This window comes from Sporosarcina sp. Y838 (genome assembly GCF_056786515.1).
The window spans coordinates 104,881-129,783 of sequence record NZ_JBXCJD010000003.1 but is presented as its reverse complement, the minus strand read 5'-3'; the positions used below and the strand labels follow the sequence as shown (position 1 = coordinate 129,783).

25 protein-coding genes and 1 riboswitch are annotated in these 24,903 nt (G+C 41.4%); of the genes, 23 read left to right on the top strand and 2 right to left on the bottom strand.

Going from position 1 to position 24,903, the window contains the following annotated elements; all coding sequences use genetic code 11:
* Positions 1 to 10 precede the first annotated feature (10 nt).
* The 8 genes from deoB (at position 11) to AC1TO4_RS05340 (ending at position 7,816) form a co-directional block, all read left to right on the top strand.
* The gene (deoB, locus tag AC1TO4_RS05375) at positions 11 to 1,201 is read left to right on the top strand and encodes a phosphopentomutase (RefSeq protein ID WP_482101922.1); all 1,191 of its coding nucleotides are present in this window, start codon (positions 11 to 13) and stop codon (positions 1,199 to 1,201) included.
* Positions 1,201 to 2,514: a pyrimidine-nucleoside phosphorylase gene (locus AC1TO4_RS05370; RefSeq protein WP_482104472.1), complete on the top strand. Its 1,314-nt coding sequence runs from the start codon at positions 1,201 to 1,203 to the stop codon at positions 2,512 to 2,514. Before deoB ends, AC1TO4_RS05370 begins: the two co-directional genes overlap by 1 nt.
* 304 nt (positions 2,515 to 2,818) lie before the next feature.
* Positions 2,819 to 3,172, top strand: coding sequence for an anti-sigma factor antagonist (locus tag AC1TO4_RS05365; RefSeq protein ID WP_482101921.1), 354 nt, complete (start codon positions 2,819 to 2,821; stop codon positions 3,170 to 3,172).
* Positions 3,162 to 3,608, top strand: coding sequence for an anti-sigma F factor (spoIIAB, locus tag AC1TO4_RS05360; protein WP_482104471.1), 447 nt, complete (start codon positions 3,162 to 3,164; stop codon positions 3,606 to 3,608). Before AC1TO4_RS05365 ends, spoIIAB begins: the two co-directional genes overlap by 11 nt.
* Positions 3,609 to 3,611: 3 nt before the next feature.
* Complete coding sequence (locus AC1TO4_RS05355) at positions 3,612 to 4,400, top strand: SigF/SigG family RNA polymerase sporulation sigma factor (protein WP_482101919.1); 789 nt, start codon at positions 3,612 to 3,614, stop codon at positions 4,398 to 4,400.
* A gap of 4 nt (positions 4,401 to 4,404) precedes the next feature.
* Positions 4,405 to 5,877, top strand: coding sequence for a spore germination protein (locus AC1TO4_RS05350; RefSeq protein WP_482101918.1), 1,473 nt, complete (start codon positions 4,405 to 4,407; stop codon positions 5,875 to 5,877).
* A gap of 64 nt (positions 5,878 to 5,941) precedes the next feature.
* Positions 5,942 to 7,270, top strand: a complete 1,329-nt coding sequence (lysA, locus tag AC1TO4_RS05345; protein WP_482101917.1) for a diaminopimelate decarboxylase — start codon at positions 5,942 to 5,944, stop codon at positions 7,268 to 7,270.
* A gap of 177 nt (positions 7,271 to 7,447) precedes the next feature.
* Positions 7,448 to 7,816, top strand: coding sequence for a GNAT family N-acetyltransferase (locus tag AC1TO4_RS05340; RefSeq protein ID WP_482101916.1), 369 nt, complete (start codon positions 7,448 to 7,450; stop codon positions 7,814 to 7,816).
* On the opposite strand, the gene AC1TO4_RS05335 is transcribed toward AC1TO4_RS05340, so the two are convergent.
* Positions 7,813 to 8,325 (bottom strand): DUF309 domain-containing protein, encoded by a 513-nt coding sequence (locus tag AC1TO4_RS05335; protein ID WP_482104470.1) that lies wholly within the window; start codon positions 8,323 to 8,325, stop codon positions 7,813 to 7,815. The two genes, AC1TO4_RS05340 and AC1TO4_RS05335, sit on opposite strands and share 4 nt — an antisense overlap.
* Positions 8,326 to 8,371: 46 nt before the next feature.
* On the opposite strand from AC1TO4_RS05335, the gene AC1TO4_RS05330 reads away from it, so the two are divergent.
* From AC1TO4_RS05330 to AC1TO4_RS05275, 12 genes are all read left to right on the top strand, one after another.
* Positions 8,372 to 9,133 carry a segregation/condensation protein A gene (locus AC1TO4_RS05330; protein ID WP_482104469.1) on the top strand — a complete coding sequence of 254 codons (762 nt, stop codon included), beginning with the start codon at positions 8,372 to 8,374 and terminating at the stop codon, positions 9,131 to 9,133.
* A complete protein-coding gene (gene scpB / locus AC1TO4_RS05325; protein ID WP_482104468.1) occupies positions 9,123 to 9,716 on the top strand; it encodes an SMC-Scp complex subunit ScpB in 594 nt (197 codons plus the stop codon). The genes AC1TO4_RS05330 and scpB overlap by 11 nt, the downstream gene beginning before the upstream one ends.
* Positions 9,717 to 9,730: 14 nt before the next feature.
* Complete coding sequence (locus tag AC1TO4_RS05320; protein WP_482104467.1) at positions 9,731 to 10,732, top strand: D-alanyl-D-alanine carboxypeptidase family protein; 1,002 nt, start codon at positions 9,731 to 9,733, stop codon at positions 10,730 to 10,732.
* A gap of 162 nt (positions 10,733 to 10,894) precedes the next feature.
* Entirely contained in the window at positions 10,895 to 11,626 is a 732-nt protein-coding gene (locus AC1TO4_RS05315; RefSeq protein WP_482101911.1) for a pseudouridine synthase, read from the top strand.
* Positions 11,627 to 11,844: 218 nt separating this feature from the next.
* The gene (resA, locus tag AC1TO4_RS05310; RefSeq protein ID WP_482104466.1) at positions 11,845 to 12,378 is read left to right on the top strand and encodes a thiol-disulfide oxidoreductase ResA; all 534 of its coding nucleotides are present in this window, start codon (positions 11,845 to 11,847) and stop codon (positions 12,376 to 12,378) included.
* A 14-nt stretch (positions 12,379 to 12,392) separates the two neighbouring features.
* The gene (gene resB / locus AC1TO4_RS05305; protein WP_482104465.1) at positions 12,393 to 14,042 is read left to right on the top strand and encodes a cytochrome c biogenesis protein ResB; all 1,650 of its coding nucleotides are present in this window, start codon (positions 12,393 to 12,395) and stop codon (positions 14,040 to 14,042) included.
* A complete protein-coding gene (gene ccsB, locus AC1TO4_RS05300) occupies positions 14,042 to 15,226 on the top strand; it encodes a c-type cytochrome biogenesis protein CcsB (protein WP_482104464.1) in 1,185 nt (394 codons plus the stop codon). Before resB ends, ccsB begins: the two co-directional genes overlap by 1 nt.
* 247 nt (positions 15,227 to 15,473) lie before the next feature.
* The gene (locus AC1TO4_RS05295) at positions 15,474 to 16,193 is read left to right on the top strand and encodes a response regulator transcription factor (RefSeq protein WP_482104463.1); all 720 of its coding nucleotides are present in this window, start codon (positions 15,474 to 15,476) and stop codon (positions 16,191 to 16,193) included.
* On the top strand, positions 16,186 to 17,970 hold the full coding sequence (locus tag AC1TO4_RS05290; RefSeq protein ID WP_482104462.1) for an ATP-binding protein: 1,785 nt from the start codon (positions 16,186 to 16,188) through the stop codon (positions 17,968 to 17,970). Before AC1TO4_RS05295 ends, AC1TO4_RS05290 begins: the two co-directional genes overlap by 8 nt.
* A 45-nt stretch (positions 17,971 to 18,015) precedes the next feature.
* On the top strand, positions 18,016 to 18,567 hold the full coding sequence (locus AC1TO4_RS05285) for an RNA polymerase sigma factor SigX (RefSeq protein ID WP_482104461.1): 552 nt from the start codon (positions 18,016 to 18,018) through the stop codon (positions 18,565 to 18,567).
* Positions 18,545 to 19,762 (top strand): hypothetical protein, encoded by a 1,218-nt coding sequence (locus AC1TO4_RS05280; RefSeq protein ID WP_482104460.1) that lies wholly within the window; start codon positions 18,545 to 18,547, stop codon positions 19,760 to 19,762. Before AC1TO4_RS05285 ends, AC1TO4_RS05280 begins: the two co-directional genes overlap by 23 nt.
* Positions 19,763 to 19,838: 76 nt before the next feature.
* Positions 19,839 to 19,968, top strand: a riboswitch (FMN riboswitch).
* Positions 19,969 to 20,289: 321 nt separating this feature from the next.
* A complete protein-coding gene (locus tag AC1TO4_RS05275) occupies positions 20,290 to 20,871 on the top strand; it encodes an ECF transporter S component (protein ID WP_482101903.1) in 582 nt (193 codons plus the stop codon).
* A 245-nt stretch (positions 20,872 to 21,116) separates the two neighbouring features.
* On the opposite strand, the gene AC1TO4_RS05270 is transcribed toward AC1TO4_RS05275, so the two are convergent.
* A complete protein-coding gene (locus AC1TO4_RS05270; RefSeq protein WP_340795973.1) occupies positions 21,117 to 21,368 on the bottom strand; it encodes a ferredoxin in 252 nt (83 codons plus the stop codon).
* Between the two features lie 109 nt (positions 21,369 to 21,477).
* On the opposite strand from AC1TO4_RS05270, the gene AC1TO4_RS05265 reads away from it, so the two are divergent.
* From AC1TO4_RS05265 to AC1TO4_RS05255, 3 genes are all read left to right on the top strand, one after another.
* Positions 21,478 to 22,518 carry a YpbB family protein gene (locus tag AC1TO4_RS05265; RefSeq protein ID WP_482104459.1) on the top strand — a complete coding sequence of 347 codons (1,041 nt, stop codon included), beginning with the start codon at positions 21,478 to 21,480 and terminating at the stop codon, positions 22,516 to 22,518.
* Positions 22,518 to 23,954 (top strand): RecQ family ATP-dependent DNA helicase, encoded by a 1,437-nt coding sequence (locus tag AC1TO4_RS05260; protein WP_482104458.1) that lies wholly within the window; start codon positions 22,518 to 22,520, stop codon positions 23,952 to 23,954. Before AC1TO4_RS05265 ends, AC1TO4_RS05260 begins: the two co-directional genes overlap by 1 nt.
* A gap of 226 nt (positions 23,955 to 24,180) precedes the next feature.
* Entirely contained in the window at positions 24,181 to 24,879 is a 699-nt protein-coding gene (locus AC1TO4_RS05255) for a LysM peptidoglycan-binding domain-containing protein (RefSeq protein ID WP_482104457.1), read from the top strand.
* Positions 24,880 to 24,903: the final 24 nt, after the last annotated feature.

Sequence of the window (24,903 nt, the reverse complement as noted above, 5' to 3'; positions counted from 1 at the left end):
AGGAAATATAATGAAAAAACAACAATTTGAACGCATCCATCTAATCGTACTCGATTCTGTGGGGATAGGGGAATCGCCAGACGCACATCTTTTCGGTGATGTAGGTGCAGACACACTGGGTCATATCGGTGAAGCTATGGGGGGATTAAATATGCCAATTATGGGCAGTCTTGGGCTTTCCAATATTAGTGAAATACAAGGCATCCCTCCTGTGAATGAACCCAGAGGCTATTTTGGTAAAATGCAGGAATCTTCTGTTGGGAAAGATACTATGACGGGTCATTGGGAAATAATGGGCCTCAATATAGACAAACCATTTAAAGTATATCCAAATGGTTTCCCACAAGAACTGATTTCAGAATTAGAGCAACGCATTGGTCGGAAAGTAATTGGCAATAAACCGGCAAGTGGTACTGGAATTATTGATGAGTTAGGTCAAGAACATATGGAGACCGGCGCAATAATTGTCTATACTTCGGCGGATCCAGTATTGCAAATCGCTGCGCACGAGGGGATTATCCCGATTGAGGAACAATATCGGATCTGTGAAATAGCACGAGAATTAACAATGAAGCCCGAGTTTTTAGTCGGTCGTGTTATTGCACGTCCGTTCATCGGCGAACCGGGTAATTTCGAACGTACTACGAACCGCCATGATTATGCATTGAAGCCATTCGGTCGTACTGTCATGAATGAAATGGTAGATGCGGGTTATGAAGTGATTGCAATTGGAAAAATCTCTGATATTTATAATGGAGAAGGAATAACGGATTCTGTACGTACTGTCAGCAATATGGACGGTGTTGATAAGTTGTTGGATGTTATGAAAAAAGACTTCACGGGGCTCAGTTTCACGAATCTGGTTGATTTTGATGCATTATTTGGGCATCGCAGGGATCCGCTTGGTTACGGAAATGCTCTGCAAGAGTTCGACGTGAGACTCGCAGAAATCATGAGTGCAATGCGTCCGAATGATTTGCTAATCCTAACTGCAGATCACGGCAATGATCCCGTCCATGAAGGTACAGATCATACAAGGGAATATGTTCCCCTTATTATTTACTCACCATCATTTAACAAGGGTGGAGCTATGCCGCAGAATGAAACTTTCTCAGACATTGGCGCGACGATTGCAGAAAACTTTAATGTGAAAATGCCTGAATTCGGCAAGAGTTTCTTAGATTTATTAGAAGAGGTGTGATGATTTTGTTCAGAATGGTTGATGTAATTGAGAAAAAACGAGATGGCTACGCCCTGACGAAAGAAGAGATTACATTCTTCGTGAATGGATATACAGATGGATCGATTCCTGACTATCAAGCGAGTGCATTCCTTATGGCGGTCTATTTCAAAGGGATGACTTCGGAAGAACAAGGATACTTAACTATGGCGATGGTAGAATCTGGTGACCAAATCGACTTGTCTGCAATCGAAGGAATAAAAGTCGATAAACATTCTACCGGTGGAGTTGGCGACACAACAACGCTAATACTTGCCCCACTGGTTGCAGCATGCGGCGTTCCCGTCGCGAAGATGAGCGGTAGGGGGCTTGGTCATACTGGTGGGACACTCGACAAGCTAGAGTCGATAGAAGGGTTTCACATTGAACTAACTGAAGAACAGTTCGTAAAGCAAGTGAATGATATAAAATTGGCGGTCATTGGTCAAAGTGGCAACTTGACGCCTGCCGACAAAAAACTGTATTCCTTGCGTGATGTGACGGCTACGGTTAATAGTATTCCACTAATTGCAAGTTCCATTATGAGTAAGAAAATTGCTGCAGGAGCAGATGCAATTGTTTTGGATGTGAAAACGGGAGACGGCGCATTCATGAAAACGGAAGCAGACGCAAAAGTGCTGGCGCATTCAATGGTTGCCATTGGAAAGCAGGTCGGTAGAAATACGATGGCAGTCATTTCTGATATGAGTCAGCCATTAGGGTTTGCAATCGGAAACTCTCTTGAAGTGATTGAGGCAATTGAAACCCTCAAAGGGAATGGTCCAGAAGATTTGACAGAACTTTGTCTTGTTCTTGGTAGCAAAATGATTGTAGCTGGAGCAAAAGCAGATTCAATCGATGAAGCTCGGAGTATGTTAAAAGCCGTCATTGCTGATGGTTCAGCGCTTGAATTATTCGGTAAATTGATTGAAGCACAAGGTGGTAACGGTAAGGTCATACATGATATTTCATTATTGCCAACCGCACAATACCAAATAGTCGTACCGGCGCTATCATCAGGTTATGTTACGAAGATGGAAGCAGATGACATCGGTGTTGCCGCAATGCTCCTCGGTGCAGGAAGAGCCACCAAAGATGCTGAAATTGATCTGGCAGTAGGAATTGTGTTAACTAAGAAAATTGGTGACGCTGTGCAAGAAGGTGAAGCGCTCGCCATCATTCATTCAAATACAGAAAATGTAGAACAATCCATGAAACTTATACAAAAACATATTACTGTAGGAAAAGTAGCAGTAGAAGGTCCGCGTCTCATCGGAGAAATGATAACGGGCTGATAGTAATTGAAATCATAGCTCCCCCCACCAAATACTTATTGGTGGGGGGAGCTTTTTTGCTATGTAGTGGACCGCCCAATAGCCCCCGCCAACCGCTCGAGAATATCCGCCGCCCACCCAAGAATCCGCGTCAACTAATTCTTTTTTCTCTCATGTGTAAATCGATTGGAAGACGTACATACTTTCACTAGTAGTTGGCAATGTCGAAATATAAGAACCTTTCAATGACTTTGACTAGTTCTGTCAAGTGTAAGGTTTTTACCCTCCAGTTGTGGAATAATTTGCAGGAAGGAGGGGGTTCAGCATGGCTGACATCGAAATTATTGACAATGGAATTTTAATTGCAACACTGCGAGGGGAATTGGACAATCATGAGGCAAATCGAATCCGTTCCCACATTTCGTCATCTATTTTTAGCGGACAAGTCAAGGCGGTCATTTGGAATTTGGCAAATCTCGGTTTCATGGATAGTGCAGGAATAGGACTTATTCTCGGCAGGATGCGTGATTTAGCACCTATTGAAGGGGAAACACTCATATTAAATCCATCCGTAACAATGGAGAAGATATTTACATTTTCTGGTCTTGGACCGAATATAAGGCATTGCACGGTCGATATCGCGATCGGGGAAATTGGAGGGGTATTACATGAACAATGAAATGACGTTATCATTCGTCGCTATTGAAGAAAATGAAGCGCTTGCAAGGATGGCAATGACGTGTTTTATCACGCCGTTGGACCCGACAATCGAAGAAATCTCTGAATTTAAGACAATTGTTTCAGAAGCTGTAACGAATGCGATTATTCATGGTTACGAATGTGATGGGAAGAGTCTAGTCACCCTGCATGCATTGATTGAAGGAAATAAAGTGACAATGACGGTCCGAGATGAAGGAATGGGTATTTTTGACGTAGAGCAGGCAATGGAACCGATGTTTACGACAAGACCGTTCATGGAGCGATCGGGAATGGGATTTACGATAATGGAAAGTTTCGCCGACAGTGTATCTGTCGAATCTGTACTAGGGAATGGAACATCCGTCAAGTTCGAAAAAATGTTTTCTCCGGTCCCGGAAGCAAGCAGAATGAGGTGACCCATGGACGCATCTGTTGAAGTGAAACCCGCTTTGTTGACCCAGGAAAAGATGAGGGAACTCATCAAAGTTTCACAGGAAGGTGATAAAGAAGCAAGAAGAATGATGGTAGAAGGGAATACGCGGCTCGTCTGGTCCATCGTCCAGCGATTTTCTTCCCGCGGCGCGGATCCTGAAGATTTGTTCCAGATTGGTTGTATCGGTCTTATGAAATCCATTGATAAGTTCGATTTGTCGTATGAAGTTAAATTTTCGACATATGCCGTCCCGATGATTGTTGGAGAAATTCAGCGTTTTCTTAGGGATGACGGAATGGTTAAAGTGAGTCGGTCAATCCGGGAGCTTAGTTTTAAAATTCGTCATGCAACCGATGATTACATCAAATTACATGGTAAATCACCATCTATTTCAGAAGTTGCGGCAGTACTTGAAGTAACAGTCGACGAAATCGTTCTAGCATCTGACGCCTTGCGCGATCCTGCCTCACTTCATGAGCAGCTCTATGAAAGTGAAGGAGATAGCCTAACGCTTATGGATCAGCTTCGCGATGACAGATCCGAGAGAGTATTCGATCACATCCCGCTTCGAGATGTCATATCCAAGTTGAATAAACGAGATCAGACGATTATCTATATGCGCTATTATTTGGATTGTACACAAAGTGATATTGCGGAAAGAATTGGAATATCACAAGTACAAGTGTCACGGCTTGAAAAGAAAATCCTGGCACAATTAAAACAATGGATGGGTGCAGACCCGGAAGAAAGTATTATAAAAGTGAGGACGGATTGAACTAATGGAAAAATTATTTCAGTCAATGAATGAAGCCGAAGAATGGTTTTATAGATGTTTTGGCAAAGACAAGTCGTTCGATGCCACCGCCAGGTCGTTGCACCTTTGGGAAATGCCAACAATGCTGTTTTATATTAATGGACTTATTGACGGTCTCACGATAACAATGTTATTGACGGAGATGCAAAGGAATAACGAAAGAAGTAACGAGAGGAATAACGAGAGAAACGACGATGTGGAAGATGGAGGGGAACGCTTCCTCTCTTTTTTTCCATATCATGCTGTTTCAAATGTAAAAGATACTGACGAGTTACTCACTTCGATTCTAAGTGGTATGGCAGGCTTTGTAACACCTGATGGTTATGCATTTACGATTGATATACGATCTTATCCGGGCAGGCAGCCTGACGAACCGGATAACGAAAAAGTTGTCAGAGGATCTAGAGACGGATTTACGGAGAATATCATCCAAAATACAGCGCTCGTCAGAAGGCGAATTCGAACAGAAGATTTACGGTTTGAAATGCATAAAGTGTCGATGAATGGAAAAACAGACGTCGCCATTACATATATGCAAGGAGCGGCTAGTGAAGAGCATTTAACGTATGTACGTGAAAGATTGGATGCAATTCGTCATGATGGTCTAACGATGACAGATAAATCACTTGAAGAATTTCTCATGAAACAGCGTTTTCACCCTATGCCTTTTGTACGTTTTACAGAGCGCCCAGATATATGTGCGGCTCATTTGCTAGAAGGGCATGTCGCAATTATTGTTGATACGTCACCTTCAGCCATACTTGTACCTGCGCCTTTATTTCATCATCTTCAACATGCCGAAGAATATCGCCAGGCACCGCTTATCGGAACAATGGTCAGGTTAATGCGTTTCTTTGCAGCAGTAATGAGTCTCATTCTCTTGCCATTTTGGTATTTGCTCGCGACGAAACAACAATACTTACCAGATTTCCTCAGTTACATCGGGCCAAAAGACCTTGGGGACATCCCACTTCTTGTTCAGCTCCTCATTGCTGATGGAGGTATCGAAATACTCCGAATGGCAGCTATTCATACGCCGACGCCGATGTCGACCGCAATGGGACTTGTCGCCGCAATTGTCATTGGACAAGTGGCAATCGATGTTGGACTTTTCACTCCGGAAGTCGTACTGTATGTAGCGGTTAGCGCAATCTTCACTTTCTCTATCCCCTCTTACGAATTAAGTTTGACAACAAAGATTTTCCGATTATGCATTTTGTTATCGACAGCACTTCTTGGAGCACCTGGATTTTTCATAGCTGTTGCAGTACTATTTTACTATTTATGTTCTTTAAAGCCGATGGGTATCCCATATTTATGGCCCGCTGTCCCATTTTTCCCGAGAGCTATGTTGCGTGTTCTAGTAAGGTTTCCGATGACTGCAGATGCTCCTAGACCATTCATAACGAACTCACCTAATCGAAACCGTGTGTCCTAGACGTTGCTTCAACCCTTCAATATATGATAAAGTTTTAATTATCTAAGTCGAGGGGGAAGGCAATATGCATTTATACGGAACTCAATCGATCAACGAACAAGGCCACCTAACAATAGGTGACGTTGATACGGTTAATCTTGCACATACTTATGGAACACCACTTATCGTTTATGATATCGACTTGTTCCGTGAACGGGCAAAAGCTTTTAAAGAGACTTTCGAAAAGGTTGGCATCCGTGCACAAGTCGCTTATGCGAGTAAAGCATTTTCGTCGATTGCTATATATGAAATAGCAGCACAACAAGGTCTTTCTCTTGATGTCGTTTCTGGAGGAGAACTGTATACAGCAGTAGCTGCAGGTTTCCCAAGCAATCGAATTCACTTCCATGGTAACAATAAGAGTTTTACGGAGCTACAGTATGCGTTCGACGAAAAAATAGGTTGTATTGTTATCGATAACTTTTCTGAAATCGGATTAGTAAAAGAAATCGCGGAATCGCGTGAAGAAAAGATGAACGTGCTTATTAGGGTAACACCGGGAGTAGAAGCTTCGACGCATGATTATATTACAACTGGGCAAGAAGATTCCAAGTTTGGTTTCGATTTAAAAAATGGTCAGACAGATAAGGCTTTTCTTGAACTGTACAATCATCCTTATATCAACTTACTGGGCATGCATTGTCATATTGGCTCTCAGATTTTCGAGACGGATGCATTTCGATTAGCTGCAGAAGCTCTTATGTTGAAAATGGTTGACTGGCAAGAAAATCATCAATTCATATGTACCGTTCTGAACTTGGGCGGCGGTTTTGGTATTCGGTATACAGAGGTAGACAAACCGCTTGAACCGTCAGTATATATCGAAGAAATGGCAAAAGTGGTTTTGTCTATGACACGCAGCTATAATTACCCTATGCCTGAAGTTTGGATAGAGCCAGGCAGATCGCTAGTTGGAGATGCAGGTACGACTCTTTATACTGCTGGAAGCGCCAAAGAAGTACCAGGGATCCGTACTTATATAGCGGTTGACGGGGGAATGTCAGATAATATACGACCTGCACTTTACGGTGCAAAATATACTGCGGTCTCAGCAAACCGTATGAATGAGCCTCACGATGATAAAGTAACGATAGCAGGGAAATGTTGTGAGTCGGGGGACAAGCTGATTGAAGAAGCTTATTTGGCACAACCTGTCGAAGGCGATATTATCGCTGTTTTCTGTACAGGAGCTTACGGCTATTCTATGGCTAGTAATTACAACCGACTTCCTAAACCTGCCATTGTATTCTGCGAAAAAGGAGTCGACCAGCTGGTTGTTCGTAGAGAGACCTATGAAGATATTGTCAGACTCGACATTCCGTTGCAGCAAATTAGACAGGGGGAGAAGATTTGAACAAACGCAATATCCTCCTGCTTGCCTTTATTGTAGTTGCAGCTATTATGTGGGGGGCGGTATACTGGAGGTTCGTCGCACCAGTCCTCGATCCTCGATAATAGACAAGGCTTATCATTGGAAAACGCAGTCAGTCCTTTAGAAACAGAAAGGACTTTCAGAAAAGAAGGGATTCAAGTGATACTACTACGCTATAAGAAAATAAATGAAAAAATTGCAATGGGCTTACTTTCTTATATGCCCGGCGATAAAACAGTGAAAAAACTGCAGGATACGATTCACCAATACGAAACAGATGATAAATGGCAGTTGTATCTTTATAAAAAAGATGACGACTTTATCGGTGTTATTGGGCTTGAATTAGGTGATGGAATGTACACTTTGCAACATATTTCCGTCAACCCCTCTTTTCGTGGTGAAGGGATCGGCAAGGAAATGGTGAAAAAGGTACAGGCATTATTTCCTGAACAGAAATGCGTTGGTACGGAAGAAACTGTACAATTTATACAAAAATGTACGCAGAAAGAAGAAGGAGCAGATAATTAATATCTGCCCTTCTTCTTTTCTTCGCGTTCTCTAAGAATATCACTACGGTCTCTTAGCATATGTTTATGAATGACAGCATCATCACCGAAGGGAAGTAGTTCCATAGATTGTTCCGCTTTATGCACGAGTTTAGTTAGTGTAGGCGATTTGATGACAATCGGGAACGATTCAAATGGGAGTTGCTGTTTCAATCGACTGATTGCATTTTTTAAATTATGGATAAGTAGATGGAAATCAATTTCGTCTGTGAAGGCGGGAGTGTCTATCTCAGATGTCGGTAATTTTGCCATCGCTTTATCAAGCGTTCGAATTGCGCCGTTCAAATTACCACGACGCCAATGATACATTCCAGTGGATAGGAGAATATAAGCGGTTAAAGGGTGGCTTTTATCTCTGTTAGGAATAGACTTCCAATATTCCTCCAGTACTTCATGACATTCAAAATAGTCTTGATTAACGTTAAAATAAACAATGAAATTTACGAATAACGGATGATGGTACGGATGCATGTTAACAGTCCTCTCCATAGTTTGATAAATAGGTAGGTGTGAAAGTATGACGTATTTTGTGAAATTGGAAGCTTTTGAAGGTCCACTAGATCTATTATTACATTTAATCAATAGACTTGAAATTGATATATACGATATCCCTATGTCGCAATTGACTGGACAATACATAGAACACCTTCAAGCGATGCGGGTATTGCAACTGGATGAGCTGAGTGAATATCTAGTTTTAGCTGCCACTTTGCTAGAAATAAAGAGCAAAATGCTTCTTCCCGTCCACGAAAGTGAAGCGTTCGATGATGACTTTGATCTGGATGCGGAAGACGATCCGCGAGATGAACTCGTTGCTCGACTTATTGAATATAGGAAGTATAAGGAAGCTGCTATCAGTCTGAAAGAATCGGCGGATGATCGAGCTGTCCATTTTACAAAAACACCTGAAGATCTTACGCAGTTTGGTGAAATCGTCGCGAATGAATCGGAAGTGAGTTTAAATGTTTTTGATCTAATCGGCGCATTCCAAAAGATGTTAAATAGAAAGCGTTTAAAAGCACCCTTAACGGCTAGTATAACAAAAACAGAAGTATCGCTAAATGAAAAAATGGACGAAATTATGGCTATATTAGAAAGGGGAGGCGGAAAGTGTGATTTCTACTCTCTATTTGAAGACGGGGAGACAACCGATCTCGTTGTAACCTTTCTATCATTGCTTGAATTAATGAAACGGCGAGACGTCACTGTCGATCAGAATGGTAATTTTGACGAAATGACTGTGACGTTCCGACGGGAGGATGAGTGTTATGGCAATTGAAAGTAGCTTGCCGGGAATGATTGAAAGTTTTTTATTCATCGTAGGTGATGAAGGGTTAACCATTCAACAGTTAACGGCTTTGACGGAGCATGATGAATCTGAAGTTACAGAGGTAATCGACTGGCTTCGGACAAACTATGAAGAACGTAGAGAAAGTGGTATTGAACTGAAAATCTTTGGTGGTGCATACCGTTTAGTGACGAAAGCTGAATTTGCAGAGGATCTAAAACGATTGTTAGAAAATCCATCACCAAAGACCATGACACAGGCTTCTCTCGAAGTATTGGCGATTATCGCCTACAGACAACCTGTAACACGCGTTGAAATCGATGATCTAAGAGGTGTAAAATCCGAAGGCCCGATTAACACATTGATTGCTAAAGGGCTCATTATGGAAAAAGGTCGTTTTGAAGGAAGTGGACGAGCAATCCTTTATGGAACGACCGATTTATTTCTTGACCGCTTCGGCTTGGAGTCACTTGTCGGCTTGCCACCGCTTTCTCAGGACGAAGAGGGAGAGGAGATTGAAACAGACTTGTTCATGACAAAGTTCCAGGAAGCATTTGCAATGGAAAATGACTGAGGAGGAGACATTTCTTGAAACGGGTAATGATTGTTGTCCTATTTTTCTCGATATTATTTGGCACAGGGGTAAACGAAGTGGCCGCGTCCGGTCAGGCATGGGCAGTAATAGATGCAGATACGGGCAGGTTACTGGAAGGCCATAATGAAAATGTCAGGTTGCCAATTGCCAGTCTGACAAAAATCTGGACGGCGTTAACGTTCCTTGAAAGTGGTACACCTCCCGGAGATGTAATTATATCTCCACGAGCAGCATCAGCGGAAGGGTCTTCCTTGTATTTGCAGACAGGTACAAGTATGGACTCGTATGCGTTGCTCTACGGCTTGATGTTGCGATCAGGGAATGATGCAGCGTTTGCTTTATCAGAAGCAGCTGGTGGTTCAATGGATGGATTCGTGAATTTAATGAATGAAAACGCACTACTCTACGGCTTGAATGAAACTGTTTTTACTAATCCTTCTGGCCTGCACGATGAGCTTCACTTGTCTACGGCATTTGAAACAGCGCTTATGCTGCACTACGCGATGGAAAATGACCAGTTCCGTGAAATTGCATCCACTAAAAACTATAGTTATGAGGGCAAGGATCGAGTCTATAGCTGGAGAAATAAACACCGACTTATCCATTCTGAACCGACTGTAATTGCAGGGAAGACAGGTTTTACAAAAGCTGCTGGCCGAACGCTTGCAACCTACTTTGAGAAGGATGGAAAAAACATCATTGTAGTCACACTCAATGACGGTAATGACTGGAACACACATAAAAACTTGGCAAATCAAGTTTTTTCTAACTATAAAATTGTAACCGTCGCAAAAAAAGGAGTTTACGATATTCTACCGGGTGTAGAAGCAGAATTGGAAAAATCCATTCGTTTGCTGCTTAAAAAAGGTGAAACTGAAGAGTTGTCCAATGTCATTCAAATCCCTCGTGGGGAAAGTGGTAATAGTAGTGGCGTATGGACCGTCTCACTCAATGGAGAACCGCTAGTAGCGAGCAATGTCCTACTAAAACAATGAATCTAAGTGAAAGCTACTGAGAATCGTGGAAAACAAACCCCGTCACCAATAATAATTCAATTGTGACGTTTTTGAGAAGACTGATGCTATATAGGTCAGTCTTCTTTTCATTTACGACAAAGTGTGACATAATTTTTTACAGAATGAAGATGGGGTGACTTAATGGAAAGATTACAGAAAGTACTAGCACAAGCAGGAGTTGCGTCACGGAGAAAATCCGAAACACTAATAGTAGCTGGTAAAGTGAAAGTGAACGGTGTAGTTGTTACGGAATTAGGGACAAAAGTATCCAATTCCGACCGGGTGGAAGTTGAAGGTGTAGAGCTCGTTAAAGAAAGTTACGTATACTATTTGCTATATAAACCAAGAGGGGTTATTTCCACTGTCGACGATGAGAAAGGTAGGAAAACCGTTTTAGACCTGTTTCCGCAAATTGAACAACGGATTTTCCCGGTTGGACGACTTGACTATGATACATCTGGTGTAATCATTATGACGAATGATGGAGACTTCTCTTATCTAATGACACACCCGAAATTTGGTATTAAGAAAAAGTATATTGCAAAAGTAAAAGGAATTCCTGATCGTGAAGCGCTTCGTAAACTAGAAAAAGGTATCGATTTGGAAGATGGTAAAACTGCTCCAGCGCATGTGAAAATGCAGACGGTAGATAAGAAAGCCGGTACTGCACTCATTGAAATCACGATTCACGAGGGCAGAAACCGCCAAGTACGTCGAATGTTCGATGCAATCGGATGTCCGGTTCAAAAACTTCGTAGGGAATCATTTGGGAACATAACAACCCACGGGTTGAATGCAGGCGAAGCACGTGAACTGACCAAACATGAAGTGAAACAGCTTCGTGTCCTCGCGGAGACAGGTAAAATAGGCTGATTTCGAATCATTTGCGCCTATGCGAAATTGGATTGCTTACCAAAACTTATCTAAAAAATGTGATTGACGCCTTGCCCTGGGCAAATGGGGAAGGAATTGTAGTACTTTCCTCCCCGTGAGGCAATTGTTCACAAACCCTTCAATTATAGCAAGTTACTGCAAAGGTCTATTTGTTATAATTTAAGGCAGAGCTTAATTATTGTTAGGAGGTAGTGCATATGGCTAAGGCGGGTAAAAAGAAATCTCGTCTAATTATTAGGACGTTTGTGCTGTTGCTTCTCGTATCAGCAGTTGTCTATACCATCGCTTCAAAAGATAAAGTGAAAGTATTAGCGGTTGGAGATAAAGCCCCCGATTTCGAGCTTGTCGATTTGGATGGCAACAAGCATAAGTTATCTGATTATAAAGGCGAGGGCGTTTTCCTGAACTTCTGGGGAACTTGGTGTGGTCCTTGTAAAAAGGAAATGCCATATATGGAAAATCAACATCTAGCATTTGAAGAAAAAGGCGTCAATATTCTAGCAGTCAATATCGCCGAATCTGATTTGAAGGTTGAAACGTTTAGAGACCAGTATGGCCTGACATTTCCAATCACAATCGATAAGGATAAGAGTGTTAAGGAAGCCTATAATATAGTGCCGCTTCCTACGACCTTTCTTATCAATAAAGACGGCGAAATTGAACAAATCATAACAAGGGAAATGTCTGAAGATGAGATCATTACACTCATGGAAAGCATTCAACCCTCTTAAGGAGTAAATCCAGAATGAGCAAAATCAAATGCCAGTGCGGTCATGACAATCCATTCGGCACAGTGCTTTGTGAGCGATGTGGTAGACCGCAAACAGAAGAAGCGAAAGAAAGTAAACTTGTTGACATGCGCTACGAAGGTTCGGCAAGAAGATCGCAGACATATAAACGGTCAATAGTTGATAAAGTATGGAATTTCTTTTCAAGTGTGAAAATTGGCATCAGTATTATTGTTGCCGTTCTCGCGACAGCTGCAATCGGGACGATATTCCCGCAGAAATTATATGTGCCTGCATCCACAGAAGTGGAATTAGCTGCTTACTATGAAAGGCTTTACGGATTTGCTGGAACCATTTATTACAAACTAGGATTTCATGATATGTACAATAGCTGGTGGTTCATCACGCTAGTTGGGATGCTTGGAGCATCCATTATCATCGCTAGTGTCGATCGGGTTATTCCGCTTTATAAATCATTGAAAAAGCAACGTACGAAACGCCATCCTTCCTTCATGAAAAAACAACGTCTCTATGGCGAAGGACCTTCGGAAGATCCAGAAGCCGCACTACTAAAAGCGGAGGAGAAACTGAAGGAACTTCGTTACAACGTGAAGACGGAAGACGGAGCAATACTTGCAGAGAAAAACCGTTTTTCAAGATGGGGTCCGTACGTCAATCACTTGGGACTTATCATTTTCTTATTCGGTATTCTACTGCGTGGTATACCTGGGTTTTATGTAGATGAAACGATGTGGATCCGCGAAGGGGAAACACGTTCTATTCCAGGTGCAGAAGGTTACTTTTTGGAAAGTAAAGAATTCATCATAGAAAACTATACAAAAGAGGAAGCTGACGAAGTGTTCGGTGATGCGCTCGAACGTGTCGGCATGATTGCGAAAAACTATCAGACCGATGTCGCTTTGTATCAAAAAGAGGAAGGTAGTCTTCCTGGTTCCAATGAGACAGAGTTCGTGAAGGACTACTCAATTATTGTCAATAAACCATTAAAATTTGATGGCTATAACGTGTTTCAAATGGATTTTCGTCTAGATGAATTAAAATCAATGACGTTCAATTTAACTGAAAAAGCGACGGGTTCATCATTCGGGGAATTCACGGTCGACCTTAACAATCCGAAACGTGATTACGAACTTGAGAATGGCGCAAGCGTTGTACTGAGTGATTATTATCCTGACTATGATGGGGTTGAGAACGGGGAACCAATATCGAAATCTCCGATACCGAACAATCCTGCATTCATCTTTAAAATGGTGACTCCGGATAAGCCTGATGGTGAAATGAGCTTTGTTGCGATCAAACAAACACTCGAAACGGAAGTCAATGATTATAAAGTGAATTTCGTTAGTGCAGAAACCCGAGATATATCTGGACTTACAGTACGCAAGGATAAAACGTTATATCTCCTTCTTGTAGGGGGGATTATCTTCATGATTGGTGTCTCGCAAGGATCTTATTGGCATCATAGAAGAATTTGGATTCAAAAAGGGACTGACGGCGGGCTGTTAGTTGCCGGTCATACAAATAAAAACTGGTTTTCATTGAAGAAAGACCTAGATCAAGTGAAAGACGTTGCAGGATTACCATATTATGAAGACAGACAAGACAAAGAATCTACCTTGGAAGATAAGGAAGTGGACAAAATATAATGGGACTTGCAGAGTTAAGTGCTAATCTACTTTTAGTTTCATTTATCGCCTATCTTGTCGCAACGCTCTTTTTCGGCGGTGCGGTAAAAGGTGCTAAATCGGAAACTTCTTATAAAAACAACAGATGGGGCAAAATTGCGATTACGATTACGATTATCGGATTCATTACCCATGTAGGCTATTTCATTGCTCGCTGGATAGCATCAGGACATGCCCCAGTAAGTAATATGTTCGAATTTACAACAGCATTTGGAATGATGCTCGTAGGGGCATTTATTCTTCTGTATTACATTTATAGAACGCCATCACTCGGCTTGTTTGCACTGCCAATCGCGATTATTATCATCGGGTATGCAAGTATGTTTCCGAGGGAAATTACACCACTTATTCCCGCACTGAAAAGTTATTGGTTGTGGGTTCATGTAATTACGGCTGCACTTGGTGAATCGATTCTTGCAATAAGTGCTGTTGCGGGACTCATCTACTTATTGAAGAATATTGATTTGACGAAAAAGTCGAAACAGCGTTTCTGGCTAGAAGCGGTTATCTTCACACTTATACTAGTAATTGGGTTCGTATTGTCTTCGACGTCGTTTAAAATAGCAGGCTATGAAGCAGAATTCACATACATTGATAAAAATGAACAACCTGCTAAAATCGAGTACAATTATCCACCACTTTTCGGAATGGCTGGTTATGAATCGCTTACACCGGGTGTAATGACGCCATGGGCCGAAATGCCGCCAATCATAAATGCGAAGACGTTTACGACATTCGTCTGGTCAGTCGCGAGCGGAATCGTTTTATACTTGATTCTGAGACTTATTTTCCGACGTCCAATTGCAGCATTGCTACAGCCTTTCGCTAAAAAAGCGAATTCGCAAATGATGGACGAAATTGGGTATCGTTCTGTTTTGATTGGTTTCCCTGTCTTCACACTTGGTGCACTCATCTTCGCTATGATTTGGGCTCATGAGGCTTGGTCAAGGTTCTGGGGTTGGGATCCAAAAGAAGTATGGGCTCTTATTACATGGTTATTCTATGCCGCATTCCTCCACTTGCGTTTTTCACGAGGGTGGGACGGCGAGAAATCAGCATGGCTAGCAGTTATCGGTTTCATTATTATTATGTTTAATCTAATTGCTGTTAACTTAATCATTGCTGGGTTACACTCCTATGCTTAAGACAAGGTAAGGCAACTTACAATTGAATAGTAATTGAGAACTTCATGGATGTAGTTGGATAACTACTTCTGTGAAGTTTTTTATTGTTTACATAACAACAGCCGAACAATACATTAAAAACTACAGTACTTCACTGATCCGTCATATTGAAACGGGTTCAAAGCAAGCCACCGCTGCTTTTCTGTTTCTTTTTTACATGGCGACTTGTACAATGGACTAAGAAGCATGTTGAAAGGGGTATACATCTATGGACGAAAAGTTGAAACTGTTAGTAGTAGATGACGAGGAGAGAATCCGCCGTTTGTTAAATATGTATCTTACGCGAGAAGGATATGAAATTGACGAAGCGGTTGATGGAGCCCAAGCTCTTGAAAAGGCTCTTATTAATAATTATGACTGTATTTTACTTGACTTGATGATGCCTGAAAAAGATGGCCTTGAAGTGCTGGAAGAATTGAGAGAAAAGAAAATAATGACGCCTGTTATAATGCTGACAGCAAAAGGCGAGGAGTCTGACAGAGTAACCGGTTTTGAAGCGGGTGCGGATGATTACATAGTGAAACCGTTCAGTCCGCGTGAAGTTGTACTGCGCGTTAAGGCGATTTTAAGAAGATCAGTTACATTCCCAGGATCAGCATCAGCATCTACATCGAAAGATTTAGTCGTTTTTCCACAATTGACAATCGATCACGATGCACACCGTGTTACAGCAGATGGTAAAGAAGTGGCGCTAACGCCTAAAGAGTATGAACTTCTCTATTTCCTTGCGAAGTCGCCGGACAAAGTTTTCGACAGAGAGCAATTGTTAAAAGAAGTATGGCATTATGAATTCTTTGGCGACCTTCGTACTGTCGATACGCATGTTAAGCGACTTCGGGAAAAGCTCAGTCGCGTTTCTGAACATGCGGCAAAAATGATTGTCACTGTGTGGGGAGTCGGCTACAAGTTCGAGATTCCTAATGAATAGGATATGGAATTCAATTGTCGGGAAGCTATGGGCAACCATATTGCTTCTCGTTTCCTTTGTCCTTTTTATCGTAACAGTACTGTTACTAGAATTCCTTGATAATTTTCATACGCAACAAGCCGAGGATACCTTACGTAGGGTAGTAACGACAATCGGGAAAATCGTCGAAGATCATGAAGGCGGACCTTCGATGCAAGTAATTATTCATGACATTCTTGACGAAGAAACAAATGCAATGGTTGTAGGTTCCGACCGAGAAGTTACCGATTCGTTTCATAAGGGAGTAAACCAGGAAAAGATAGAGGAAAAAATCCTGAATGAATCTCTATTCCAATTCAATCAAAAACTGGATAAGCCAGTCGTGAAGGAAATGATTCTACCTTCTAATATTGAAGAAGATGTCATGGAGCAATATCTTGTTTTATCTTACCCACTTGAAATAGAAAATGAAGTAACTGGTACGGTTGTCATTTACCAAAGTCTTGAAGCCGTCCACAGAACTACGAAAAGAACTACGCATATTGTATTTTTATCAGCATTTATAGCATTTATTTTAACGACATTTTTTGCATTTTTCCTGTCTACTCGAATTACTCTACCTTTAAGGAGTTTTAGGCAAGCTGCTTTTGAATTGTCAAAAGGTAATTTCGACACTCGTTTGCCTGTAAATCAAAATGATGAAATTGGTCAACTCGCTACGGCATTTAATCAGATGGGTAGACAACTTAAATATCATGTAGAACTAATTAATCAGGATAAGGAACAACTATCAAGCATTTTGACTTCAATGACGGATGCTGTCATTACATTCAATCGTGATTACACGATTCTTTTAAGTAATCCCCAAGCAGAAAGACTATTGCAAAATTGGTATATTAAAAATGAGGAACTAGAAGGAAATCGCCATATTCCGCCAGCAATTTTCCATATGCTTGAACACGTTATTACGTTTGCGGAGGAAGTGGAGGATGAATTGGAACTGAATGGTCAGTTCTATGGTATTTCGATAAGCCCGCTTTACAGCGGAAATAGTATTCGTGGGGCTGTTGCAGTCTTAAGAGATATGACGGATCAGCATAAACTTGAAAAGCTCCGTTCAGATTTCATCGCAAACGTTTCCCATGAACTTCGAACGCCCATTTCCATGCTGCAGGGGTACAGTGAAGCGATTATAGATGGTGTGACCAACAGTGATGAGGAACGCGACGAGATGGTGCAAATCATTCACGATGAGTCGAAAAGAATGGGACGCCTTGTGACGGATCTTCTGGATCTCGCTAGGATGGAGTCCGGTCATATGCGGCTTTACAAAGAAGATTTGTCAATAATCCCTTTCCTGGACAGAATTGTATTTAAGTTCATGCAAGTAGCGCGAGAAGCGAATGTTGAACTGTCTTTCGAATTTCCAGAAACCCAAGAATTAATAATAAACGTTGATGAAGATCGGTTGGAGCAAGTATTTACTAATTTAATCGACAATGCCATACGCCATACGCCTGATGGAGGTAGCGTCAAAATTAGTATTGAAAAGCTTGTAGATAAGATTGAAATAAAAGTCACGGATACAGGCGTTGGGATTCCAGTAGAGGATCTTCCGTACATCTTCGAACGATTTTATAAAGCGGATAAAGCGAGAACAAGGGGGAAAGGCGGTACGGGCCTAGGACTTGCTATCGCGAAAAGTATAATCGACTCCCACGGCGGCAGAATTACTGCAACAAGGAGCGACGTTGAAGGTACGATTTTCTGTTGTACATTGCTATTAAAAAATATGTAACTAAATAGCTTGAAGAACGACTAATTAATAGAGCGGGGGAATTTTATGAACGACTCCGTTTTTCACCGACTATACGAGCAGTATCATCAGGATGTGTTCAAGTTTCTTATCTATTTGACAAGGGACCGTGATCAAGCTGAAGACCTTATGCATGAAGTATATGTAAGGGTGCTGCGGGCGTACGTCGGTTTTGAGGGGAAAAGTTCCGAAAAGACATGGCTCTTTTCAATTGCCAAAAATGTCGCAATAGATTATTTCAGGAAAAACACAGTGCGAAAAAAACATCTCTTTGATAAATTCGACTGGGAAAAAAGTGAGCTCGTTTCGACAGGAATCCTTCAGGAGGAAATCGTTACGCTCAGTGAAGAAATGCAAGAGCTGTTAAACGCACTTAATACGTGTACAGGTGATCAGAAAATGGTTATCATTATGCGTTATTTCCATGACCTTTCAATTGCTGAATCAGCTGAAATCCTTGGCTGGACAGAAGGCAAAGTAAAGACCACTCAACACAGGGCAATCAAAGCTTTACAAAAGAAATTGAATGCTCTTCCGACAGAAGGGAGGGAACTTGATGACCCAAAAAAAATGGAATAACAACAAGATTGAAAATCTCCTCGGAGATTTACCTGATATAGAGGATAACCGTTCAAAATCGAAAATTATTGAACGGCTTAAACAGGACGAAAGGCTGAGCGATCACCGTCGCAAGCGATCTTTAAGGTGGATGCCGGCATTGGTAGCTATCGCCGCTCTGCTAGTTGTAGGGCTTCTAATCCCATCGATGTTTCGGGGAGATGACAGCGCAATGAAGTCTGAAAGTGCAGACTCGGCTGTGACGAAGAGTAATGACTTTGACACTTCTACGGTAGAAGATGAATCGGCTAAAATGGCAACCGTTGAAGAACAGACTGAAAAGTCTTCTACCATGATGGCAGACATGGAGAGTGGTATGCATCATTTTGCTGTCTATCCTGAAGATCTTGAAGATGCTACATTATTCCACATAGGACTTGCAGGTGATCAGGCATCTAGCATTCCTGTTTCATTCGTTATTCCAAACAGTCAAATCGAAGCGGATTTTGGGACTTTGAATCCGACAAGTTATGATTTATACACAAAATATGCGGTGCGTATCGACGAGGAAGCGCTCGGATTTACTGCATATCACCCTTATGAAGGTGTTTTTATTCGGGATGATTCAGACCTTGTCCACCGGCTTCCGAAGGGGCATGGCTACGACTTGGCGTCTGCTTCGATGGAAGTGTATTTCAATACATTACAGGATACGTTTTATGGTTTTAAAGAAATACAATTTCAGAACGAAGATGAATCGGCAGTCGTGTTTTCCGAAGTCGGGCAGCCCAGTACGCCAATGGTGTTAAAGAGTGGTATCAATCACTTTAATTACTACTTATTTGAGCAAGAAGATGGACAGCAGTTTCTTTCATCCAACTTTTCTCAACCGCAGCCATCTATCGTAAAGGCGCTGCAACAGATGAGGATAAAGCCAAATGATGTTTTCCAGGCAGTCATTCCAGCTGCTATCGGATTTGAAGTGAATACAGGAACTGAAGTGACTGTTGTAACATTCACAAAACCCCTGGACTTGGAAGGGATTGAGCCGATAAAAGGAATGTTAATGATTGAAGGTATGCTGTTAACGGCCGCTAGCTTTGGTGAACAGCTTCAATTTGAAAATGTAGTTCAAGAAGAATGGAACGGTTTTAACTTCGGTCAACCTTTACCGGTTCCGATTGGGTCTAATCCGCTACCTTTCATTTTGAAATAAAAATAGAGTGCTTTGTAAACTGAACTGTTTACAAAGCACTCTTTTATATATACAATAGAAATGTAACATAATATTGATTCATCTTCGGGGCAGGGTGTAATTCCCGACCGGCGGTAAAGGAAATTTTTTCCAAGCCCGCGAGCTTAGCAGCTGATACCGGTGTGATTCCGGAGCCGACAGTATAGTCTGGATGGGAGAAGGTGAAGGTGCGGCCATCTTTTTGTGTTGTCCACAAAAAGGGTGCTTGTTTAATCATGGGTAAATAGGATATTTTTTCCTTTTAACTTGTGAAGATTTCGAGATGAATGCAGCAATAGATGCAAGTAAGTGAACACCAGAGTGTCCTTAAGTTAGACACATATTGATGTGAACGAGCGAAGCTGATGACGTATTGCGACATGTATCGGAAGCGAAACGTACCTTTTAACTCCTTAAAGCCTATTTGCTTTAGGGATTTTTTGTCGACATATATAGGATGGAACGGCCTTTCCTCTTTTGAAGTGAATCGCAAAAGGAGAGAGGAACAAATGACAAACAAGAAATTACGTAAGATGATTTTGATCGCGATACTAGGGAGTATTTCAACTGTTTTGATGCAGTTTAACTTCCCGTTACCTGCATTACCGGCATTTCTGAAAATCGATTTCAGTGAGATTCCTGCCGTTTTGGCAATTATGACTATGGGACCTGTAGCTGGAATATCGGTTGAATTGCTTAAAAATATTATGCACTGGTTCATGTCAGGGAGCCCGACAGGAGTACCTGTAGGAGAACTTGCAAACTTTGTAACGGGTGTACTCTTTATACTACCTATCTATTTCATCTTCAATAAATTCCGGACGGCTAAAGGCCTTACGGTCGGTCTGATTGCTGGAACAGTTGCGATGGCAGTCGGCATGAGCGTCCTGAACTATGTATTGTTTTTACCAATGTACGGTTACTTCCTTAATATGCCAGCCATGTCAGGTGATGCATTGTACTCAATGATTGTATTGGGAATCTTACCATTTAACCTTGTCAAAGGTGTTATTCTAATGGTTATTACATTGCTACTTTTCAATAGTATGCAAAAATGGATTGCTCAACAGCGGTCACAATTAGCTTCTTAAATTACAAATGTCACGAGTCAAACTACTATATATAGAGAAAAGCCGTACCGGGAAGTTTTACCGGTACGGCTTTTCTATGTATTAATTAATTTAGTGACCTGAAGGTGAGTTCAGCGCGTTCAACACTGCATAGGACATGCTTGTGGAGTAATCTAGTGTAGTTGGTCGGTATGGTAATTCCAACGTCAACTGAGAGGCGCTGAGCTAGTAATACTGGTTGGTGTATGTCGACTACTAATTTGAAATTAATCTTCGTATTTTAACGCATCGCCATCAAATGGTGCATCGGCAGTCTTGATTGAATCGGTTGGACAGCCATCGAAAGCATCTTCCAAATCTTCCATTAGTTCTTCTGGAACTTCCGCTGTACCCGTGTTATCATCGAGGATAACGTAAGCAATCCCCTCGTCATCATAATCGTATATATCTGGAGCAGCTGCTCCACACGCCCCACATGCGATGCATGTATCTTGGTCGACGATTGTATATTTAGGCATAGTCTTTTTCTCCTCTTTTCTCCGTACAAAAAATTTACTTCATAATCCATTCTAATGATGTTGACAAGAGTTTTCAACAAAAAACGTTTGTTTATCGGAGGAATTCAAAATGAATCTATTTTCAATACTATTAACCATCATAAGTAGAATAGATGGGGAACGCAAAATCTATGCGGGTTTTCACCTGTTACGCGGCAAAAAATCGGGTCAGACTTTGCAGGATGTCGAATATTACGGCTTAAAAGAATTCTTTGGCATTTTACCAAAGTTGTCGTTAGAAGAGTTTAATTTAGTTGCTCATCAATTGGCGGATCAAGAACTTATTTTAACCATGAATGATTCATACGTCAAGTTGACTGAACAGGGAAATGCCGAAGTTGCAAAAATTCAATCTTATCAATTTAACGGTTGGGATTATAGAGGTCGTGAAATGATTTTTTTTGGAAGGTTATCGCTTACAGTTCAAACGGTCTCTAATTTTAAGGCAGGTGAAAAGTCTTTCATGCCAGTTCAAAAAGACCGCGATATCCAGCACTTTGTAAAATCTTTCTTACATACTTTGCCTATTGGCGATCCTGCGTTTTCTCGCTTGCTTAGCGAAGAGCTTCGCGTTTGCTTTACACGAAGCGGAATAGACGACATTCAAAAGCAAGTTATCACCTATCGATTGAGCGGTTTTAAAATGAGCGGATGGACTTGGGATCAATTATCGGATACTTTGAAACAAAATCCATTTGACATCCGTCTACTTTTTATAGAAGCATTACATATATTACTAACTGTAATCTTGAATTCATCCGATTTGCCTTTGTTGAGAAAATTAGCTGAAAATGTCAAGGTTTCGACATACTTGACTGATTCGTCAGTAAAAACGAAACAGCTTTTTATCCGTGGACTATCGATTGAAGACATAGTCAATGTACGTAAATTGAAAACAAGTACGATTGAAGATCACTTCGTCGAAATGTCTATTAATGACTTAGAATTCCCTCTAACTGATTTTGTTTCAGAGGAAGATGTAGTGGCAGTCATTGCGAAAGTTAGTGAATTTGGAACACGAAGACTTCGAGTGCTGAAATCGGAATTCGAGCACTTGTCCTATTTTCAACTACGACTAATTCTAGGTGCTCGGACTGGAGTGGAATGCTAGTGGAGATTCACAAAATTTTGAAAGAGAAATTTGGTTTTGACCAATTCAGGACGGGTCAAGAGGAAGTGATTCGCGATGTAATTGCAGGAAAAGATACGGTTGCCATTTTGCCTACAGGCATTGGGAAATCCCTTTGCTACCAACTACCAGCATATGTCTTTGAAGGAGCAGTCTTAATCGTTTCACCCTTGGTTGCTTTAATGGAAGACCAAGTGGCCATCATGAAAAGAAATGGAGAAAAACGAGTGGTTGCTTTGAATTCATTCCACACTTATTCTGAAAAGACACGAATAATGAATGAGTTGCACCATTATAAATTTATTTTTATTTCACCTGAAATGCTGTTGCAGAAAAAAGTGACTGCACTACTCCGCACTTTGAATGTGTCGTTATTCGTAGTGGATGAGGCGCATTGTATATCGCAATGGGGATTTGATTTTCGGCCAGATTACTTACGGATTGGGGAATTGTTCAACGGTGTGGCGCGTCCGGGTATTTTGGCTTTAACGGCTACAGCGGATGATAAGGTAAAAGCTGATATTTGCCATTATTTACAGTTACGGACACCAATCATCCATCAGCAATCACTTGATCGTCCGAATATTTCATATTCGATTATTAAAGTTGACAACGGGATGATGAAAACGGATTGGATAAGAAGTCGTATAATTGAAACACAGGGTCCTGGAATTATATACGTTGCTTCAAGAAAACGTGCGGATAAACTTTCAGCAATCCTCCAGACGGACGGTGTATCAGTCGCATCTTACCACGCTGGTAAAGAACAAGAAGATCGTGCATTTATCCAAGAGCAGTTCATTACGGGTGAAATTGGTTGGATTTGCGCTACAAATGCTTTTGGGATGGGTATACATAAGAATGATATCCGTCAAGTAATCCATGAACATGTGCCCCAGGCCATTGCAAGTTATATTCAAGAAGTTGGAAGGGCAGGCCGGGACGGTAAACAATCTGCTGCAACATTGCTTTTTTCTCCAGAAGACGAATCGAGGACACGGTTTATTGTTCAAGACGATATACCACAAGAAACTGAAATTCGGCATTATCAACAGCTTCTAGTGAATAATGTTTCACCTAATGAGGCTGCAGAATTAGCGCGAATCAGCGAAACAGGAAAACGTGTCATGGATTACTATATTGAACGGATGTCAATCGAAGACGTTATTATTCGGATGAATGAGTTAATAAGGGAAAAAGAGGCACAGCTACAGACGATGCTTCGACTAATCCACTCAGATCAATGCATTCGACACGAAATTTTACGTTTTTTTGGTGAGAACTGTGAAGTGAAACCTCAATATTGTTGTTCAGTTTGCAGAACTGCAGAATTTATAGGAACTGTTGGACAAAAGTCGATTCCATTCGATAAACGAACGATGGATTGGGATCAAAGACTAGCTGTACTTCTTGGATAATAGCTTGGTTTCTCAAAAAAGTTCACTTAGTATGAGCCTTCAGCTAGTCAAAAGGTGTCCTAAATTCGTCGCGTCCTGCAGGCACAAGCTCAATTCAAAATCTGGACGCAATCTTTTCCAAGATGAAAGCGTAGCGGCAGTAGTGATTTCACCAATGTGTATTTGATTTTTACGACAAAACTCGTCATAATAGAAGAATAGTACGATGCGATAGGAGAATGTGGCGATGAAAAAAGATGATTACAAGACTGAATTCGAAGAGCACAGGAAAGAAATCAGTTTAGACGAAGGTTCGGAAGTTGGAGACCTTCCATCGCGTACGGAATTACACAGGAAAGGTCGGAAGCCGAAAAAGAAATCCGGCCATTTGATGATTAACATAATTCTTGGACTATTTACGCTGATTCCAGTACTCATTTTAGTTTATTTCATTTCTGATTTTTATTCCCCTGGTGATATGACATCTGCAAAAGGTGGCGAAACGGGTATACGCTTTGAAACTAGTAAGGAAGCGGCCGATAAAAAAAATGATGCCACCGATAAGGATATTGCAATTGAGGCCGAGGATGATGAGAGTAAAACAGATAGCGAAGATGATGGGGAAAGTACAAGTAAACCGGTCAGTGGAGCGGAAAAGCCAGTAGTCAAAGCCGATCCAATTCCTGAGAAGAAACCAGTAGTGAAGCCGGAACCTAAGCCAGAAAAGAAACCTGAACCAAAGCCAGAGAAGAAACCTGAACCAAAACCTGAACCAAAACCTGAACCAAAACCAACTGCTAAAACGCATAAAGTGGCCAGTAATGAGAATCTATATCGTATTTCACTGAAATATTATGGCAATGGAACAGGTGTAGATAAAATTAGAAATGCGAATGGCTTGTCTTCAAATGAAATTAGTGTGGGCCAGACGCTCGTTATTCCTTGATAAATAACATTGTGGAAGAAGGCA

Coding starts and splice junctions, on each gene's coding strand:
- AC1TO4_RS05330 (WP_482104469.1), top strand. CDS start 8,372: ATGACGTATTTTGTGAAATTGGAAGCTTTTGAAGGTCCACTAGATCTA.
- AC1TO4_RS05295 (WP_482104463.1), top strand. CDS start 15,474: ATGGACGAAAAGTTGAAACTGTTAGTAGTAGATGACGAGGAGAGAATC.
- AC1TO4_RS05255 (WP_482104457.1), top strand. CDS start 24,181: ATGAAAAAAGATGATTACAAGACTGAATTCGAAGAGCACAGGAAAGAA.
- AC1TO4_RS05265 (WP_482104459.1), top strand. CDS start 21,478: ATGAATCTATTTTCAATACTATTAACCATCATAAGTAGAATAGATGGG.
- AC1TO4_RS05335 (WP_482104470.1), bottom strand. CDS start 8,325: ATGCATCCGTACCATCATCCGTTATTCGTAAATTTCATTGTTTATTTT.
- resB (WP_482104465.1), top strand. CDS start 12,393: ATGAGCAAAATCAAATGCCAGTGCGGTCATGACAATCCATTCGGCACA.
- AC1TO4_RS05270 (WP_340795973.1), bottom strand. CDS start 21,368: ATGCCTAAATATACAATCGTCGACCAAGATACATGCATCGCATGTGGG.
- AC1TO4_RS05280 (WP_482104460.1), top strand. CDS start 18,545: ATGACCCAAAAAAAATGGAATAACAACAAGATTGAAAATCTCCTCGGA.
- ccsB (WP_482104464.1), top strand. CDS start 14,042: ATGGGACTTGCAGAGTTAAGTGCTAATCTACTTTTAGTTTCATTTATC.
- deoB (WP_482101922.1), top strand. CDS start 11: ATGAAAAAACAACAATTTGAACGCATCCATCTAATCGTACTCGATTCT.
- AC1TO4_RS05315 (WP_482101911.1), top strand. CDS start 10,895: ATGGAAAGATTACAGAAAGTACTAGCACAAGCAGGAGTTGCGTCACGG.
- AC1TO4_RS05370 (WP_482104472.1), top strand. CDS start 1,201: ATGATTTTGTTCAGAATGGTTGATGTAATTGAGAAAAAACGAGATGGC.
- AC1TO4_RS05355 (WP_482101919.1), top strand. CDS start 3,612: ATGGACGCATCTGTTGAAGTGAAACCCGCTTTGTTGACCCAGGAAAAG.
- spoIIAB (WP_482104471.1), top strand. CDS start 3,162: ATGAACAATGAAATGACGTTATCATTCGTCGCTATTGAAGAAAATGAA.
- AC1TO4_RS05285 (WP_482104461.1), top strand. CDS start 18,016: ATGAACGACTCCGTTTTTCACCGACTATACGAGCAGTATCATCAGGAT.
- lysA (WP_482101917.1), top strand. CDS start 5,942: ATGCATTTATACGGAACTCAATCGATCAACGAACAAGGCCACCTAACA.
- AC1TO4_RS05350 (WP_482101918.1), top strand. CDS start 4,405: ATGGAAAAATTATTTCAGTCAATGAATGAAGCCGAAGAATGGTTTTAT.
- AC1TO4_RS05275 (WP_482101903.1), top strand. CDS start 20,290: ATGACAAACAAGAAATTACGTAAGATGATTTTGATCGCGATACTAGGG.
- resA (WP_482104466.1), top strand. CDS start 11,845: ATGGCTAAGGCGGGTAAAAAGAAATCTCGTCTAATTATTAGGACGTTT.
- AC1TO4_RS05365 (WP_482101921.1), top strand. CDS start 2,819: ATGGCTGACATCGAAATTATTGACAATGGAATTTTAATTGCAACACTG.
- AC1TO4_RS05290 (WP_482104462.1), top strand. CDS start 16,186: ATGAATAGGATATGGAATTCAATTGTCGGGAAGCTATGGGCAACCATA.
- scpB (WP_482104468.1), top strand. CDS start 9,123: ATGGCAATTGAAAGTAGCTTGCCGGGAATGATTGAAAGTTTTTTATTC.